The 18,223-nt window shown below is 48.3% G+C and carries 15 protein-coding genes and 1 pseudogene; 7 read left to right on the top strand and 9 right to left on the bottom strand.

Annotation, left to right across the window (positions count from 1 at the left end; all coding sequences use genetic code 11):
* Positions 1–153: 153 nt before the first annotated feature.
* From NST08_RS15655 to NST08_RS15645, 3 genes are all read right to left on the bottom strand, one after another.
* On the bottom strand, positions 154–1,056 hold the full coding sequence (locus tag NST08_RS15655; RefSeq protein ID WP_213615778.1) for an RCC1 domain-containing protein: 903 nt from the start codon (positions 1,054–1,056) through the stop codon (positions 154–156).
* A gap of 88 nt (positions 1,057–1,144) precedes the next feature.
* Complete coding sequence (locus NST08_RS15650) at positions 1,145–2,059, bottom strand: class I SAM-dependent methyltransferase (protein WP_007128113.1); 915 nt, start codon at positions 2,057–2,059, stop codon at positions 1,145–1,147.
* Between the two features lie 161 nt (positions 2,060–2,220).
* On the bottom strand, positions 2,221–3,120 hold the full coding sequence (locus NST08_RS15645; RefSeq protein ID WP_007128114.1) for a LysR family transcriptional regulator: 900 nt from the start codon (positions 3,118–3,120) through the stop codon (positions 2,221–2,223).
* 144 nt (positions 3,121–3,264) lie between these two features.
* On the opposite strand from NST08_RS15645, the gene NST08_RS15640 reads away from it, so the two are divergent.
* The gene (locus NST08_RS15640) at positions 3,265–4,296 is read left to right on the top strand and encodes an alpha/beta fold hydrolase (protein ID WP_213615671.1); all 1,032 of its coding nucleotides are present in this window, start codon (positions 3,265–3,267) and stop codon (positions 4,294–4,296) included.
* 180 nt (positions 4,297–4,476) lie between these two features.
* On the opposite strand, the gene NST08_RS15635 is transcribed toward NST08_RS15640, so the two are convergent.
* The 3 genes from NST08_RS15635 to NST08_RS15625 all read right to left on the bottom strand — a co-directional run bounded on the left by NST08_RS15635 (position 4,477) and on the right by NST08_RS15625 (position 6,549).
* A complete protein-coding gene (locus tag NST08_RS15635) occupies positions 4,477–4,857 on the bottom strand; it encodes a DUF6463 family protein (RefSeq protein WP_007128116.1) in 381 nt (126 codons plus the stop codon).
* 73 nt (positions 4,858–4,930) lie between these two features.
* Positions 4,931–5,719 (bottom strand): CPBP family intramembrane glutamic endopeptidase, encoded by a 789-nt coding sequence (locus NST08_RS15630; RefSeq protein WP_213615673.1) that lies wholly within the window; start codon positions 5,717–5,719, stop codon positions 4,931–4,933.
* 329 nt (positions 5,720–6,048) lie between these two features.
* Positions 6,049–6,549, bottom strand: a complete 501-nt coding sequence (locus NST08_RS15625; RefSeq protein ID WP_210094841.1) for a DinB family protein — start codon at positions 6,547–6,549, stop codon at positions 6,049–6,051.
* A gap of 253 nt (positions 6,550–6,802) precedes the next feature.
* Here NST08_RS15625 and NST08_RS15620 point away from each other — a divergent pair, with 253 nt between their 5' ends.
* Positions 6,803–7,309, top strand: coding sequence for a DUF3995 domain-containing protein (locus NST08_RS15620; RefSeq protein ID WP_210094840.1), 507 nt, complete (start codon positions 6,803–6,805; stop codon positions 7,307–7,309).
* 77 nt (positions 7,310–7,386) lie between these two features.
* Here NST08_RS15620 and NST08_RS15615 read toward each other — a convergent pair.
* Positions 7,387–7,508 (bottom strand): annotated as a pseudogene (locus NST08_RS15615) (ABC transporter permease); the annotation flags it as partial.
* Positions 7,509–7,603: 95 nt separating this feature from the next.
* On the opposite strand from NST08_RS15615, the gene NST08_RS15610 reads away from it, so the two are divergent.
* On the top strand, positions 7,604–9,337 hold the full coding sequence (locus NST08_RS15610; protein ID WP_341341953.1) for a DUF7948 domain-containing protein: 1,734 nt from the start codon (positions 7,604–7,606) through the stop codon (positions 9,335–9,337).
* 16 nt (positions 9,338–9,353) lie between these two features.
* On the top strand, positions 9,354–12,158 hold the full coding sequence (locus tag NST08_RS15605; RefSeq protein WP_341341952.1) for a DUF7507 domain-containing protein: 2,805 nt from the start codon (positions 9,354–9,356) through the stop codon (positions 12,156–12,158).
* A gap of 353 nt (positions 12,159–12,511) precedes the next feature.
* On the opposite strand, the gene NST08_RS15600 is transcribed toward NST08_RS15605, so the two are convergent.
* A complete protein-coding gene (locus NST08_RS15600; protein WP_007128120.1) occupies positions 12,512–13,057 on the bottom strand; it encodes a TetR/AcrR family transcriptional regulator in 546 nt (181 codons plus the stop codon).
* Between the two features lie 211 nt (positions 13,058–13,268).
* On the opposite strand from NST08_RS15600, the gene NST08_RS15595 reads away from it, so the two are divergent.
* From NST08_RS15595 to NST08_RS15585, 3 genes are all read left to right on the top strand, one after another.
* Positions 13,269–14,309 (top strand): NAD(P)-dependent alcohol dehydrogenase, encoded by a 1,041-nt coding sequence (locus NST08_RS15595; RefSeq protein ID WP_213615683.1) that lies wholly within the window; start codon positions 13,269–13,271, stop codon positions 14,307–14,309.
* A 414-nt stretch (positions 14,310–14,723) separates the two neighbouring features.
* On the top strand, positions 14,724–15,605 hold the full coding sequence (locus NST08_RS15590; protein WP_341341951.1) for an AraC family transcriptional regulator: 882 nt from the start codon (positions 14,724–14,726) through the stop codon (positions 15,603–15,605).
* A 108-nt stretch (positions 15,606–15,713) separates the two neighbouring features.
* Positions 15,714–17,000: a glycoside hydrolase family 27 protein gene (locus NST08_RS15585; RefSeq protein WP_028406864.1), complete on the top strand. Its 1,287-nt coding sequence runs from the start codon at positions 15,714–15,716 to the stop codon at positions 16,998–17,000.
* 149 nt (positions 17,001–17,149) lie between these two features.
* Here NST08_RS15585 and NST08_RS15580 read toward each other — a convergent pair whose 3' ends face one another.
* Positions 17,150–18,103 carry an ArsR family transcriptional regulator gene (locus tag NST08_RS15580; RefSeq protein WP_051425220.1) on the bottom strand — a complete coding sequence of 318 codons (954 nt, stop codon included), beginning with the start codon at positions 18,101–18,103 and terminating at the stop codon, positions 17,150–17,152.
* Positions 18,104–18,223 lie beyond the last annotated feature (120 nt).

Genomic DNA, 18,223 nt, shown 5'->3' with positions numbered 1-18,223 from the left:
TTATATATAACATCATCAGATGTAGCTGACATCGCTGACAGTAGACAAACTGGATTCAACAAAAACCGGACAATGTAGATAAAAAAAAAGCCGCATATTATGCGACTTTCAAATAAAAACCCCGACCCCTTTCTTCACCACGTAATGGATACCTCAGAACGATCTGCCAGGCAGTTGGATGCCCTGCCATTCGCCTACATCGCATTGGCCATTACTATTTCCACCCGCAGCAACCACCGAGCCGTCCGATTTAAGACCGAGCGTATGAGTGCAGCCCGCCGCAACGGCCACAATATCCCGCCAGCCGCTTACATTGCATTGGCCGTGCTCATTCATACCCACAGCCGTTACCGAGCCGTCCGATTTAAGGCCGAGCGTATGATAGCTTCCCGCCGCGATCGCCACAATACCGCGCCAATCGCTTACATCGCATTGGCCATGCCTATTCAAGCCCACGGCTACCACCGTCCCGTCCGATTTTAGGCCGACGGTATGAAGGTAACCCGCTGCTACCGCGACAATGTCGTGCCATTCATTTACATTACATTGGCCATAACGACTATTACCTACAGCCGTCACCGTGCCGTCCGATTGAAGACCGATGGTATGCCAGTCCCCCGCCGCTACTGCCACAATATCACGCCAGCTGCCAACATCGCATTGCCCCTCATCATTCCGACCCGCTGCCACCACCTTGCCATCCGACTGAAGCCCGACGGTACGACGCCAACCTGCTGCAACCGTCACAATATCACGCCAGCCGCTTACATTGCATTGGTCATGCTTATTCCAACCCACTGCTACCACGGTGCCGTCCGATTTAAGCCCCACGGTATGAGCTCTGCCCGTGTTCGTCGCCATATGAACATTACCAACCGCAACCGCCACAATATCGCGCCAGCCGCTTACTTCACATTGACCATCATTATTGTCCCCCACAGCCGTCACCGTGCCGTCCGATTGAAGACCAACGGTATGACGACGCCCAGCGGCTATGGGATGTTTAGGCCACCATTTCACCTTTAGCACCGCTTCTTCCGGTGAAGTGTACTCCATGTTTTGCCTCCTTGAACACAAGAATTATTCTACTGTAATACGTCTCTTTACAGGCAAATGTCGCAATCGGGCTTCAGAGCTGCACATCTTATTTCTTTACGGCATGGATAAAATGAATGGTCTCGAAAGCAGATAAATAATCCGTCCGATCACGGAAGAAAAGCTCTTGGATCTTTGTTGGCGATAGATGTTCATAAATCAATAAACCGGATCTTTCCAGTAATTTTTCAATTTTTTGATAAGAAAAGCTTGATTTCATCGGCTCTCCACTTGCATAAGCCATTTTCACCATATTTTCAACTCTATTAAACTTTCCTTTTTCTATAAAGAAATTCTCATCCGCATAATCAAAAACAATAGAACTTCCAGATGGGACATTGGCAAATAATTGAAGAATCAAGGATGCATTTTCCTCTTCCGTTAGATAATAAGAGACACCCAAAAGGCTAAAGAACGTTTTTTGGTTTTTAAATCCATTGTCTAATAAGGATTCATAGGGAAACTTAGTAGTAAAGTCTATTGAAACAAAATGAAGATTACTCGGAATATGGAGTTCTGCGGCCTCCAGCTTCTTCCTTTTCATTTCCTGTGTAGCTGGGTGATCGATTTCAAATACATTTAAGCTGTGCTCCAGCTCCGGATATCGGAAACAAAATGTGTCCAGGCCAGCTCCAAGTATGACATACTGCTTTACACCAAGCATAATTTCGTTAAGTAATACTTTTTCACAATAGGCGGAGCGTGCTAAGGAAACTGGGGAAAGCTGGATCTGTGTGATCCATTTCAATATTTCCGCTGGACTATCTTTAAATTGTTGCCCAATCTCACTATTGAAAAACTGGATTCCATTAATCATGTTGTTACTGATTGCCGAGAATTCTTCTTCGGATATCAAACGGTTCGCGATAAAATCATCAAAAATTATCGGTGTGTCATATTTGCTATGATATGACCGGCCAAAAGCCGATATCAAGGACGTTATACTGGATTCATTTTGTTTCATGCTTTGTTCTCCCATAAAAAAATAAGATTCCCCTGGCCAGGAGAATCTTATTGTAAATCATATTATTATAAATGTAAATTATAGCATAAATAAATTATTTTGTCAAGTATTTTACTCACGCCCCCGCTCACGCCGGGTCTCAACACCCTAAGCTAAATGTATTAGTTCTCCTCCTCTACCGCAATAACCTCCCTTGCTGCTTCGATGAAGGATAATATGATCGGTGAAAGCCACTTGTCTTTATGCCATAGCATCTGTGTATACACGTGCAAGTCCGGAATTTGCCATGGAAGAGCAACAAGCTCGCCCCGTTCAACCTCGGCTTCTACGACGATTTCAGGAAGAAAGGCAATGCCGATTCCCGTAATTGCACATTGTTTAATAGCTTCAGCACTTTGAAACTCTAAATACGTAATACTATCAATGCCCTCTTTCTCAAATGATCGGTCAAACATGGTTCGATAGGGGCAGCCCTTTTCATTCGTCAGGAACACTTCTCCGTGAAAATCCTCCAGCTGCAGCACCGTACGTTGTGCGAGCGGATGGTCCGGAGCGGCGAATAAGCGGAACGTTTCTTCCAGCAACGGCTCCACCGCAAGTCCGCTTGAGCGAATGGGTTCGTCCAGCATAAAGACGACATCCGCGGTTCCCTCAAAGAGCGATTGCTTGAGTTCCTGATTGGGAACGGAGCGGAAGATGAGGCGCACGCCCGGATGGCGCGAACGAAAAAGCTGAAAGACAACCGGAAGGCGATAGGCGCAAAGCACCTCGTTAGCACTAATCGTTAGGGTGCCGCTTAAGTTTTCATTATCATGAACAACACTGCGAGCCTCGTCCAATTGGTTTAGAACGCCTTCGACATGAGACAAAAAGCGTTTACCCGCAGTTGTAAGAACGAGCTGCTTGCCCAAGCGGTCAAAGAGACGAACCCCCAGCTCCTCCTCCAATGCTTTCATTTGCATCGTTACGTTGGAGGGGACGTAGTTCAACACTTCCGCTGCCCGGCTGAAATTTAAGGTGGATGCCACCGTGCGGAACGTGTTCAGTTGGCGCAATTCCATCATACGATCCCCCTTTTACCTTCAATATGATTGAATATAGCATTGAAATTCATTTACTTTTATTGAGAGTATCACGGAACTATACTAACAACAAGAATTACATTCTTAATATATGGTTTCATTTTGAAGGGAGCAAACAATACGATGGATTATGAAATATTTGATTTGGGTGACGTTACCTTGCAGTCCGGCGTGACGTTACCGAACGCTTTTCTTGCTTATAAGACTTACGGACGATTGAATGAAAAAAAGGATAATGTCATCGTCTATCCAACGGCATTTGGCGACCATCATGTTCAGAATGAATGGTTGATTGGAAACGGCATGGCACTAGATCCGCGAGAATATTTCATAATCGTACCCAATTTGCTCGGCAACGGGTTATCCTCGTCTCCCAGCAACACGCCCCCCCCATTCGACCGGGCTAATTTTCCGCAGGTAACCATCTATGATAACGTTCATTTCCAGCATCGGCTGGTGACCGAAAAATTCGGCATTCAAAAAATCGCGCTCGTCGTTGGATGGTCTATGGGAGGCATTCAAGCTTTCCAATGGGGAGCAAGTTATCCCGACATGGTGGAGCGAATTGCTCCCTTCGCCGGTGTTGCAAAGACTTGGCCTCAAACGTATGTCGTCTTGGAAGGAATGAAGGCTGCACTTATGGCCGCAGTTCGCTTCGATTTAAGTAAACTTAACCAGTTGACTGCTGCAGACATGCGTGCCGTTGGCCGTGTATATGCGGGATGGGGCTTATCGCAGGCGTTTTACAGAGAGGAACTTTATCGTGAGCTGGGATTTGATACATTAGCCGATTTTGTGGCTGGCTTTTGGGAAGAGAGCTTTATGCAGATGGATCCGCACAATGTTCTGGCCATGTTATGGACAGGTCAGAATGCAGATATTAGTGCAAATCCATCCTATAACGGAGATTTCGATCAGGCGCTCAGAAGCATTCAAGCACTCGCCTGCGTCATGCCAGGGAGCACGGATCTCTTCTGCACGGCGGACGATAACGAATACGAGGCTAAGCGTATGCCTAATGCAGTTTTTAATCCGATCGAGTCGATCTGGGGACACTTTGCCGGTCGCGGCATCAACCGTGCCGATAATGAATGGATTGATGACAATCTTAAGCGCTTGTTGGCGCTGCGGACGAACGGGTCGTTCGACAATTGATACTACTCTTCAGTCGTTTCCTTTAAGAGATAATGATCTTGCCCGAAGATCATAGGATGAGGTCACCAGATTTTCTGGTCGACCTCTTTTTTTGTATTTCGTACTAGTTGGACAGTTTTGCCGGTTAGCTGAATATGTCGCCAATTTCCATCCGGACATAAACTTGATTCGCCCTTCACATCACTTTCGTAATAATAACCATGCCTGAGGCAAGCCAAGCCAAAAACCCGAAGCCGGCATTACGATGGCGCCGAACAAACAGATAACCAGCAGGATCCAACCGAAAATTGCGGGAGGAGCGATTCCATTCTTTTTAATCAGCCAATCTACCATATAGCCAAGCAACATTAGCAGAAAGCCGAACATCATGTACCAGAACGCAGTTCCACGATCCCACTGATCATCAGCCACCGTACTCCACAAGCCTTCGGTAACGATGGGCTGTAATTGACCTGTGTAAGCAAATAGTCCATAAATAACATGGAGCAACCCGGTCAACATAAGCATTATTCCGACATGGCGCTTTATCCCACTTATCATAGTGCCCCCACCTTTCTTCATAACCCACTCGCCTCCCTATTTCGCTCCAAGCAATCCTCAAACATGATTTTATCCTCAAACAGATTTCAAAGCATCAATGGGTGCGATAAGGATTTAAGGTCTTAGGATCCCAAAAAAACAATAGGCTTACAATCGTGATTACCAAAAAAGCTGACGTTATGACCGGGTCATAATGTGAACCATTATCGGGGAATACCGTTATACTGACGTTTACGAAAGCATGGAACAAGATTATCGCAAAAATGCTTTTTCCGGTGTTGTTATAGAGCCATACCATGAGGATTCGAAGCAGGATTGCCGTGAAGCACTGCCATACGATCCACGTTACACTATGGTTTGTTTGAATATATGGAACCAAGTGCCATATCCCCCACAACGTCCCCATGATCATGCTGGTGGTAAGTGCGTTCCAACGGTTTAGCATGGGCTCTATGGTATATCCCATCCAGCCCATTTCCTCGCAGGCAGCTGCAATGAAATACATTAGCACAAGGATCGGTATCGATAGAAAAGGTATGTTCGGTTCGGGGAGCGATCGCCCGATCAAGCTCATGAACCAATATGAAAGTAACATGATCATTGGCATCAAAAATAGTATGGGTAAATACCAGCTCTTCTGCTTGATTCGCTTATAATCGAATATTCGTTTCAATAACCTCCGTACGCCACTTACTCCCTCTTCTCGGTAAGTGAGTATCAATGCGGCTGCCATTGGACAGAAGAACATAAGTGCACTGACAGGAAGATTCATTGGAAGCCATTTAACCGGCATAGAACCAAATAGCCAAAATGGTATCGAAAGGGCGAAAACCAATACATAAAATGTTCGTGGCGACCTATTCAATGAACGTTCTACATTCATGACATGCAACCTCTTTTGATACGAATTCGTAGTATTTACAAATAATGATTAGCCCGCTGGGGGCAGTTACTCCTTAACTCTGATCTTCACCGGATGATTTGACGCGTTGCCGGTCATTGAACGATTTGGCGACTCTATCCTGATTGGCGGCCTTTTTATTACGATTTCGTAGTAAGTCCTGCACACAATTTAATACGTTTTCGTAGCATTGTCAAGATGCAATTAGCGTTGCTATGTTGTATGCAGAAGTTATTTTGTAAATATGCCCTCTTCGCCCGCTTCATTCGTTACCTTGAATAACCCGCTTCAACTCCCCCTTCACATTAATATCAAAGCTCCAGTTTTTGTTCCAGTTCGGCCTTCTGGCGTAAGTGATGGCGGAAATGCATACCGACCAAATCGAACCACTCCCGTGCGTTAAGCCACCCAAACCCTTCATGCCTCACTTTATAATTGGGGTTTATTGCATTTACCTTCTCCTCCCATTCATACATTCCCTTAAGCACCGTATCGAGTCCTTGAATGAGTTCATCCACGGTTTCGGAATTACTTGGGGTATTTTCAGGTCCATCCGGTAATCTGATTTTTATCGGAGGAAATGAACCGGCGCAGAACAATTGTGCGCCAGCCTCTGTCTTTCCTTGGGGTTGCACTTCACTCGAGGATGCGCATTTTTGGACTTGGACAAGGTAATCGAGAGCTGTGAGGATCATATGATCATACATTTGACCGAGAGACCATACTCCTGGTTCAGATATATGTCTTAATTGGTCGATGGAATACTGCTGCAGATTGATCTTGTAAAAATCGATTAGTTCCGAATAATTCAATGGCATCACCTTTCCAAAACGTCAAAACGTCAAGCTCAATTCATTTTAATGCTATTCCAGAAGTGGATTTGATATTTCTTTTCATTTGCTATGTTGATCAGTTCGTTTTTCGAAACCCTTATTGATTAACCTTTCATCATTGGATAGTATTTGTGTAAGTATGGACTTCGGAATTTTTAACATAGCTTTTTTTATATTCGCAGCACGACGAATCATGAATCACGAACGAACATCCTTGAAAGGCGGTGTCGATATGTCCATTCAACAAAAGCGATGGCCGATCACTTGGGGAATCGTCTGGTCTTTACTGTTCGCCTTGATGAGCTTTTATTGGGCGAGTGGCGGCAAACTTGGGGTCCATACGCTCGGGCCGGAAATTTCGCGTCAAGCCGATTTGCGCGATGGCGGCTTCATTCTCATTGTATGGTTAACGGGGGTGGTCAAGGTTGCAGGGGCTGTTCTATTACTCGCATTAAAAATCAAATGGAACAGCGTTCTTCTCCAAGCAGCCTTCCGAATCGCAGCCATGGTAGGCGGAGTACTTCTTGTCCTCTATGGGCTATTTAACTTCGTAGCAGTGCTGCTCGTGCTGGCCCAAGTTCTGGATTTGCCAGCAATTGACTCTTATTCGGCGTGGTGGCGACTCTTCTTCTGGGAGCCGTTCTGGATGCTGGGCGGGCTGTTATATTTTTTTGCCGGCCGGACGGCGGGAGCTGGTAACACTGCCAGCCGGAATGGGGCAAGTACGTTTCGCAAATGAATTAACGAATACTCCCTTTTTCAAGAATATAGTCTTCATTGGAATTCCTTATCTCCATCACTGAATTTTTCTCAACAGGCGCTTGAGCCATCCACCGATTTTCCGGATAGCCCGGCGATCGCCGCGACCCAAGTCAGGGCCAGCGCAAACCACAAGAGTATACCGGCTTCGTACGCCAAGTCAGAATCCCCGCAGACGAACAATAATCCCATACATATGGAAAGTCTTCAATTGAACCTTTCAGACAGGATGTTCATACCCTAATGATAAATGTCTTGAGAGGAGTTTATTTCGTTGAGCGTATTAGAATCCGGTTCAAGAAAAAGCATTCTTCCCTACGGAAAGCTGCCGCTCTTGTTCACGCAAAATGTCGGTCAATTCGACCCAAACACGCTTTATTTCGCGCAAGATTCGGGATTGCGCGGTTCATTCGAGGCGGATCGAATCTTGCTGACGCTCTACAAGTCCGATTCCACGGAAGCGGAGCGAACGATGAGCGGCGTCGTATTGGCGTGGCGTTTCGAATCCCCAGGGAAGACATCCAGGCTTGAAGGGATGTCAAAGGATGAGGGCAAGTTTCATTATTTTCGCGGCAATGATCCAAAGCGTCATATTACGCATGTCGATACGTATCGGGGAGTGGCATACCGGGAGCTATGGCCAGGTATCGACGCCGTGATCCAAGGAAGTGGCGGAAAGCTCAAATTTGACTGGCTGCTAAGTCCGGGTGCGCGGGTGGAGGATATTCAGCTGGTATGCAGCGGCTCAGACGAGGTTCAAATCGACGAGGAAGGCAATCTGCTCTTGATCACGCCTTATGGTACGCTTATTGATCAGAAACCCATCGCCTACCAGGAAGTAGACGGCGTACGTAAGGAATTGGGGTGCCGATATGTCGTGGAATCCGGACAGGAAGGCAGGAGTCGGATCGGGTTCGAAATGATCGAAGCGTATGACCGTGAACTTCCCTTGGTCATTGATCCGGTCATCTTGTATTCGACTTATCTTGGCGGATCGGACATTGACGATGGCATGGACATTGTGGTCGATGAATTCGAGCAGGCTTATGTGACTGGGACTACAGCCTCGGCCGATTTCCCCGTGACACCAGGGGCTTTCCAGGTGTCGTTTCAAGGAACGGATGACGTCTTTGTCAGCAAGATCGATGCTTCGGGAACATTTTTAATCTATTCTACCTTCATCGGAGGAAGTGCTTCGGATACGGGCAGAAGCATTGCCATTGACTTCGCCGGGAATGCTTACATTACCGGCACCACTTTTTCCAGCGATTATCCGACAACCCCCGGTGCTTTTCAAACCACGGCCGTATTCACTAGCAGTAATGCGTTTGTAACCAAATTAAGCCCTGATGGCGGATCGCTCGTATATTCCACCTATTTGGGAGGCTCCGCAGAAGATACAGGATTCGACATTGCCATCGATACTTCTGACAACGCGTATGTGACCGGTCACACGATGTCAAGCGATTTCCCGGTGACCCCGGGTGCTCTTAGAACTATCAAACCCATTTCACCAACTTCGTTCGTAACAAAATTGAATGCCGATGGAACGGGGTTGATATACTCGACCTACTTGGGGGGAGACTTGGGAACAACTGACACCTTCGGTATTGCCGTGGACGACTTCGGCAATGCTTACCTCGCCGGTCAGACGGTAGCCTCGGATTTCCCGACAACGCCTGGGGCGTTTCAAACAAGCACTCAAGGCGATGTCGACGGATTTGTCGTGAAGCTCAACCCAACGGGAACCGCGCTCGTATATGGAACTTTCCTGGGCGGCAGTTTGAGCGATGTTGTGCGTGATATTACGATCGATACGGCGGGTAATGCTTATGTTACCGGATTATCGGCCTCTCCCGATTTTCCGACGACGTCCGGATCGTTTGTCACGCCTCTAGGGACTGCCTGGGCTTTCGTTACAAAACTGAACCCCACGGGAACCGGTCTCATCTATTCCGCGCTGATCGGGGGGGAACGGCTCCAATACGGGCCTTGCCATCACCATTAATTCGGCGCGCAGTGCTATGATTACGGGACAAACAACGTCTACGGATTATCCATTGACCGGTGACGCGATTCAATTCTCCCTCTTCGGCACCACCGACGCTTTCGTCACGGTTCTCGATCCTACCGGCTCGTTTCTTGAATTTTCCACCTATTTGGGTGGCAGCTCGACCGACATCGGCAACGGAATAGCCGTGGACTTGAATAATCAGATTTATATTACCGGCCAAACGTTCTCCTTCGACTATCCGGTGTCTTCCTTCACCTTACAACCTTTCCTCAACGGGGTGAGTGATGCGTTTATTACAAAGCTCGGGGAGCAAGCTACTATATTTGTTAATAAATTCGCCACCCGATTCGAAGTTCGCCCGGGAGAAGTAGTCGAATTTATTATAGAGGTCATAAATGAAAGCAGCATTCCGCTTACCAATGTATTCATTGAAGATCCGTTCCTTGGTTTTTTTCATATACTTCCTGTTCTCAATCCGTTTGAAGCGTTCGTCATTCCTCTCCCCTTCTTTGTTCCAGATCAGTTTCCTCCGGGCTTTATCATTAACGAAGTGTTCGTTAGAGCAGATCAAGTACGGGACCCGGTCATTGCAAAAGCTGAAATCTTCGTTACGGAAAATCCCATACTCGAAGCAACGAAAACAGTGAATCCATCTTCGGCCGCTCCCGGTGAAACCGTCGTGTTTACCATTACGCTTACCAATTTTGGGAATGTGGATTTGTTTAACGTCCGGATCGTCGATCCGCTGCTAGGACTGGATCAATTGATTGGCACGCTCCCTGTAGGCTCCAGTTTCACGATTGATTGGCCTTTCGTAATTCCTCCCGGACAGCCGGCTGGTTTGTCGATTGCAAATCGGACCGAGATTACGGCCGATAATCTGCCAACACCGCAAACGGTGGGAACCGTGGTTGAGGTGCTTCCTGCGCCGCGGCTCAGTCTGGTGAAATCCGCGGACCGTATATCGGTATTACCTGGTGAAACCATTCAATTCTCGTTTGAAGTTACCAATACGGGAAATACCGACTTGACGAATATCATCATTACCGATGATACGATCGTTAGCGAGATCCAGGTGCCAAGTCTCGCCATTGGTGAGACCCAAGTGCTTACGGTACCGTTTCTCGTACCGCTGGAGACACCTTCACAGACCTACACCAATACGGCGATGGCCACCAGTGATCAGGCACCAAGCGTCACATCGAGCTTTGACGTACTGGTCGTTGAAGCGCCGCAGCTCGGCGTACGAAAGATCCCTTCCGTGACTTCCGTCATGCCGGGCCAGACGTTCCAATACTCGATTGTCATCGATAATATCGGCAATGTCCCTCTAACCAGTATTGTCCTTGAGGACCCATCGCTCGGCTTTGCCGAGACGATCGAAAGTTTCGCCATCGGCGAACGACGCGAGTTTATTATTCCTTTTACGGTCCCGCTGGATGCTGAGCCGGGATCAAATATCATGAACGAGCTCACCGTTCAATCCACGCAAACCGGATCGCAGCAAGTCTTGGCAACCGTTACGGTAACGGCAATTGGGCTTGCGCTCACCAAGACGGCAGATCTTGCCGTTGCGGCACCGGGCGATACGGTTGTGTTTACCCTTACGGTGACAAATACCCTTACCGAGCCACAGACCAATGTCGTCCTGAGCGATCCGCTGCTTGGCCTAAGCGAGACGATACCCCTCATTCCTGCTGGCGGAACGATTACCCGGACGGGTTCCTTTACGATACCCGCTGATGCTGCGAACGGAAGCGTAATTACGAACAGCTTTACGGCCGTTTCAGACCAGACACCGCTGCAAACCGCTGAAGCCGAGGTTGTCGTTGTATCCATACCCGGCGCCACGACGACACTGACGGTAACCAAGCTGCCGGACCGCAGTGTAGCCGCAACGGGTGAAACGGTAACCTATACGGTTGAAGTAACGAACACCGGCAGCAATCCTGCAACCAGCGTTACCATCGTCGATTCCTTGACCGGAACCGTGGTCGTGATCCCAGTCATTTCGCCGGGAGCAACAGAAGTCGTGATGTTTACTTTCCAAATACCGACAAACGCACTCCAGGGGACCGTATTTGCGAACCGCGTCACCGTGAGCTGGCCGGAAAATCCGGTGTCCTCTCCGATATTTAGCGAAACGCGCGTTGTAGTAGCTCTGCCTTCCACGCTAGTTGACATTAACGTCGTAGCCGATCCGCCTACAGCCAGTCCGGGATCAGTAGTTAATAAAACGATCAGAGTTACAAACGTATCGAATGTAACGTTGACGGATGTTCCAAACCGAACGTTGACGGATGTGCGCGTTATTGATTTTCTCCTGGGTTTCAATGTCGTTATCCCATCCTTGGGACCGGGTGAAACGCGGGTCTTTACGCTTCCGTTTACGATTCCTGCGACCTCTGTGGGAGGCGAGATCTTCCAGAACAACGTTGTTCTTTTCTCGAACCAATCTCCGCTGCAGACGGCATCGGTCGATATCGTAACCGAGCTGCTGCCGAATGTCATATTAACCGAAACGGTGGACCGTCCGATAGGAAGACCGGGTGAACTCGTCCATTTCTTCATCTTCTTTCAAAATACGGGAAATGTGGTCCTTCGAAATGTCGTAGTGACCGCACCGCTCTTCAACCTTCAGGTACGACTCGAGCAACTGGACATCGGTGCAGATGAAAATATTCGTATTCCGTTTATTTTGCCGGATGTTGAAGAAGATACTATTATAACAAGCCCGGTAACTTTGACTTCGGACAATGGACCGACAAGGAATGCATCGGCGCTCGTCCGGGTTATTGCTGAGGAAGAGGAATAAGCTCGCCCAAAGCGTCCAGCAGCTCTTCTCCCTCTGAGTCATATAGATGAGTTGGATACCTTACTAACGATTCTGAGTGCTCACTCATTGCTAACGATGTAAGCTCTTGACTCACACGAGATAAGGGCTTACATCGTTATAGCTAATATAACCCCCGGTACACGCGAAGCTTCGGGAGCACGCAATTATTGGCTTTTACATAAAGTCGGGCAAATATCATTGGTACAGGGCACGAGGGCTTGTACGAAGAAGCCGGCTCAATTGCTTAAAACGGTGGGATGTCGCGTTGAGCGGCTCTGCTCTTCATCATGCATCCATTTTTGAATCCTCTTCGTCTCGGCGAACCCATACAGCTAAATAATTCTCTCTAATAAATCCCCCACTTTTTCTGCCATTATCCGCGGTGGATAGGGCATCTTATTCTTGATCCACCATTCCACAACGCCAACATAAGCATTCGCTGCAAATTCAACAACGACATCTTCATTTTGACCAAGATTTTTACCTTTGGTGATATCCACGTCTTTTTTGAACTCCTCGATATGATGTTGAACAAACCGGCTGCGAAAATAACGGGCTCCTTCACTCGCCAGCATCGTTGAAAAGAATAAATAATTTCGTTCAAGATATTCCATGCAGTGAACCGTTCCTTCAATCCAATCCAAATCGGCTTCCGCTTCGCAAATATCGCTCATATTCTTGATGTGTTCTTCGATGACCTTATCCAGCAAATCAAATTTGTCCATATAATGAAGATAAACCGTCGCACGGTTAATATTTGCCCGGTCCGAGATCTCCTGAATCGTAATGCTGTCGAAATCCTTTTCGGCCATCAATTCAAGAAATGCTTTTTTAATGGCTTCTTGAGTTCTAATAATTCTCCGATCCACCTTCGCCATGTATACCACCTCATACTTTTCAAAAGATCATCGACAATTTTTATGAATTTGTTGTTTAAACAATAAAATCGATAAAATTAACGATTTATATGTCTTGTTTTCAACATTCGTATATTTTAAATTATAGACAGATGTCGTGAATACATCAATCGTCGTGGTTTTTACTGATCAAGAAGAGGTTCAACATGTTATACCATAGGAGGTTTTATTCATGATTACTGCTAAAGCAAGAGCTGTAGATGGACCAGATAAACCGTTTCGAGCTGCTGAAATCCAAAGACGAGATCTTGATTCGCATGATGTGCTGATTGAAATCAAATATGCCGGCATCTGCCATTCTGACATCCATACGGCTCACGGTGAATGGGGACCTGTAAACTATCCGCTCGTTCCTGGACACGAGATCGCGGGAATTGTCACGGGTGTAGGCGCAGAGGTTACAAAATACAAGGTTGGCGACCGGGTTGGGGTTGGATGCATGGTGGATTCCTGCGGCGAATGTGAGAACTGCCGTAAAGGAGAAGAACAATACTGTCTTAAAGGAAATATCCCCACCTACGCCGGCGTTGATAAATACGGCGAGCCAACACAAGGCGGATATTCTACCCACATTGTTGTTACTGAGAACTTTGTAGTCAGAATCCCGGATAACATTGAGCTTGATGTGGCTGCCCCATTGCTTTGTGCAGGGATCACGACTTATTCGCCGCTCAACCACTGGGGTGCTGGTCCAGGTAAGAAGGTAGCTGTACTTGGTATGGGCGGTCTCGGCCATATGGCTGTCCAAATTGCTCATGCCATGGGTGCCGATGTCACCGTTCTGTCGCAATCCTTAAAGAAAAAAGAGGATGGGTTGCAATTGGGGGCGGATCACTACTACGCCACTAGCGACCCGGAAACATTCGAGAAACTTGCGGGAACCTTCGATTTAATCATTAACACGGTGAGCGCAAAGATCGACATGGATGCCTATTTCTCATTGCTCACGCTTGACGGCACTTTGGTTAATGTTGGTGCACCGGGAGAACCGTTATCGCTGAACGTAATGTCGCTCATCGGTCATCGCCGTTCGTTCGCCGGCTCAATGATTGGAGGTATTCAAGAGACTCAGGAAATGTTAGAGTTCTGTGCCAAGCATAACATTTCTCCTAAGATCGAAGTGATCTCAGCGGACCAAATTGATGAAGCCTACGAACGTGTATTAGCTTCAGACGTAAAGTATCGATTCGTCATTGACATTAGCACGATGTGAGAAATGGATGTGTTAACTTAACTCTCTCATATCCTTATTATTAAAAATGCCCCCAAGCTTCTTGGGGGCATTTTGTTTGAAGACAGGAGGTATTTAGAGACTTCAATGTTGCAACGTTCTTGGTACGCAGCATTTTCGTACCTTCCATGTTTAAAAACGGCCGGCCCCATTTGGTGACCAGCCATTCATACCTGCTTATACCCCAATTACCGCCAAAAATGAAGCGCTGTCCATCGCCCTGCTTTCTCGACATTTATCATTTATTATATAATCGCATTTGAGGTAAAGTTTAATCCAAATCCGACAGGATTTTATACTGAATCAAGATCGTTATACAATTCAATCCGGACGCGGATCAAATTCTTTACACACCGCTCTAACTATTATTGCATCATCCCTGCGAGGAGGACGATTATGGACATTCCCAAGGGTACTTACGGCTTTCGGTTCGCCGAAGATAAGGAGCTCCAGTTGTGCGTATTATTTGCTGCCGGCTATGATTCGATCACAACTTCTTCTTATCGCTGGGACGGACTTGAGCGGGCCGATGGCCCTCTCCTGCTGTTCCAATATACCCTCTCTGGCGAAGGCGTATATGAATCCGGGAACCGGACGCACCGCGTCACCGCCGGACAGGCTTTTCTCGCCGAAATTCCGGGCCCCCATCGCTACTATTACCCCGCGGAGTCGAACGAGCCTTGGGAATTCATCTTCTTGCTGTTCCGGCCCAATCTCATTCTCCCCCATTGGCGCAGATTCCTGCGCGAGGCCGGGGAAGTCCCTTATCTGCCTGTAGATAGTGCGCCAGTCCGCTTATCTCGCATCATTGTGGCCGATGCGGGAGCAGGCCGAATCTCCGATCCCCTGATCGCGTCGTCTTGCGTCTATCAGTTTATGACAGAACTGACCAGAATGCACGTCACAACGCTGCGGAACCGGGAGAACTGGCCGGAGAACGTAAGGCGCGCAGCTGAATTCATCGAGCTCAACTATTCACGGATGATCAGCATTGACCAGCTTTCTGAGCAAGTATCCCTATCCAAATACCATTTGATCCGCCGGTTTTCCGCAAGCACGGGCATGACGCCCGGCGCTTACTTAACTCGTATCCGCACCGAAAAAGCCATGGAGCTGCTTCGGGGAACCGGCCTTAGCCTGGAGACCATCGCCGAGCGGATTGGTTATTCCAGCGGTAGTTATTTCATTAAATCGTTTCGCAACTTGACGGGGCTCACGCCGGGAGAATTTCGAAGCGGAGTCGACAGCCTTGCTTATCGTAAGCTGTTCTTCGATTAACCGCAATATTCTGCTATCGAGTCTTCAAAATTACTATAGATGTGGCTAGGCTCCTTTATTATGATGAACATGGAAAGAGCAATAATGAATCAGTAAAGGAGCTTGGACATGGATCATAAGCTTGCAGCACCTACACCGCCGCTTGGCTGGAACAGTTGGGACTGCTACGGCGCGGCCGTAACGGAAGACGAGATTCGAGGCAATGCGGAATACATGGCGAAGCATCTAAAGGCATTCGGCTGGAGCTACATCACCGTTGATATCCAGTGGTACGAGCCCTATGCGAATTCTTCGCAGTACCGTCCGTTTGTTCCGCTCGTAATGGATGGATATTCCCGGCTCATGCCTGCCGAGAATCGGTTCCCCTCCGCTGCTGGCGGTCAAGGCTTCAAACCGTTAGCCGATTATGTACACAGTCTTGGACTGCAATTCGGCATTCACATCATGCGCGGCATTCCCCGGCAGGCTGTTCACGCGGCCGCTCCGATTCTGGGGACGACGGCAACGGCACGTGATATTGCGCATACGAATTCGATCTGCCCATGGAATACGGATATGTACGGCGTGGATGCCTCCAAGGAAGGAGCACAGGCCTACTACGATTCGCTCTTTGAATTGTATGCAGAATGGGGCGTAGACCTGGTGAAGGTTGACGATATCGCAGCTTCCAAACTGTACGATACCCATCAGCCGGAGATCGCCATGATCTCTAAAGCGATCGAGCGATGCGGCCGGCCTATGGTGCTTAGTCTATCCCCTGGCCCTGCTCCAGTGGAATATTCGCCGTTCTTCGCCGAGCATGCCAACATGTGGCGAATCACGGACGACTTCTGGGACCGGTGGCCGCTCTTGCTTGATATGTTTGACCGCTGCCGGGCATGGCAAGGCGTTCCTCAAGGTGGCTGCTGGCCGGACTGCGACATGCTGCCGCTCGGTCACATCGGCATTCGCTCGGTGGATGGCGGGGGATCAGACCGCTGGACCCGCTTCACGCGCGACGAACAGTTGACCATGATGTCGCTATGGAGCATTTTCCGCTCGCCACTTATATTCGGCGGCGAGTTGCGGGATTGCGACGACTGGACGTTGTCGCTGCTTACTAACCGAGAGGTTCTGCGCATGCACCGGGAGAGCCGCGGCGCGAAGGAAGCATTAAGTGAGGGCGATCTCATAGTCTGGACATCCGAAGAGCCGGAGGGCTCCCGATATGCGGCCGTATTCAACATTGGAGAGAACCCGCTGCCATTGAATCTGATCCTTGAACGGATCGGCCTGACGGGCGCAGCCTCAGGCACCGAGCTGTGGAGCGGAGCGCCAGCCGAGCTTGCGTCAGATGTGCTGCAGGCCACGGTGCCGCCACATGGGGTACGCCTTTATCGGTTCTTTTATTCATAGCATCACGACGTATTCTTCAATGAGCCAGACCGCGTTCATCGATAGCTTCATTGCGGTATCAGGCTGCTGATGTTCCGAAGTTATCCTTTCAATTTTTTAACCAAGAGATCCGTCCGCGATGAGACGGATCTCTTTTTATCCTCTAAGTCTCAACGATATTCAAGCATAACTCCCGTCCTGTTGCTGATTTTATGGTCATCGTTAAGGTATGCACGAATCACGATGTCTTGATCGTGATTGCCGAATCCGGCTCCGTAGAGCGTCAATCCCCCTACATTAACCGCATGCTCATCCACCGCGAAGCGAAGTGTCCAGAACGGTTCCCACAGCTTGAGATCCCCCAGGGTCACCTCCGACATCCGTTCTTGATCCATGTACGTACCCGATGCATCAATCCGAATCGTCTTCAATAACCCGTATTGATTCACGTTTCGATGCCACCATTCAGGTGTAAATCTCCCCCGGGCCGCTCTTCCGAAATCAGCCGGACTCGTCCATGTGCCAAGGGAGATCCCGTTGAAGGTGAATTCAATATCCGATGGCCAATAATCTCTTAAGCCTGGAGCTTCCGAAGCAATCTCCATGGAGATTTCAATCGCTTCCGCGGTTTGATCAGCCAGCAAAAAGTTAGGCATTTTGTATTCTACAAAACCCCAGCCAAACCACAGAATGGCGGCGTGTACCCGTTCGGGATCTAGAAAGTAGCGCGGATCGTCCCAAACTCCGATTTCTTTCTCGCGTGTACCTAGCCCGCAAGTCGGATGGACCTCAAAAGCGGTGTAATGACCGACTGAGATCCGCTGCTCTCTGATTCTCGCGGGCTCGCTGGCAAAAGGCAGCTCAATCTCGATGGTTTTTTGTTTGAGAAAACACATTTTGTGCGTCCCCCCGCCCTGCCGGACCCTCCGACTTCCGATGAGTCCGGCTTGTTCGAGTTTTCGGATATGCATGGTGACGATAGATGGACTGAGTTCCAATCGATTGGCAATATCCTTCACATTCATCTCGTGATCGGCAATGAGGCTCATGATGCTCCATCTGACCTCGCTGGCTAAAGCTTCATACAACGGCATAAATTTCGGTTCCCCGTCTGCTTTGATGATCATCATAATCTCCTCACCGCTTCTATTGGATTCACATATATATTAATTTAATGGATTTAACATGCATCTTCAAACCGAATCCATTGCAAGACTTTAATCCATGGTGTTTAATTTCATTAG

The sequence above is a fragment of the Paenibacillus sp. FSL K6-1566 genome (genome assembly GCF_038050475.1).
Taxonomy (GTDB): Bacteria; Bacillota; Bacilli; order Paenibacillales; family Paenibacillaceae; genus Paenibacillus_AQ; species Paenibacillus_AQ lactis.
This window is presented reverse-complemented; position numbering and strand designations above follow the sequence as displayed.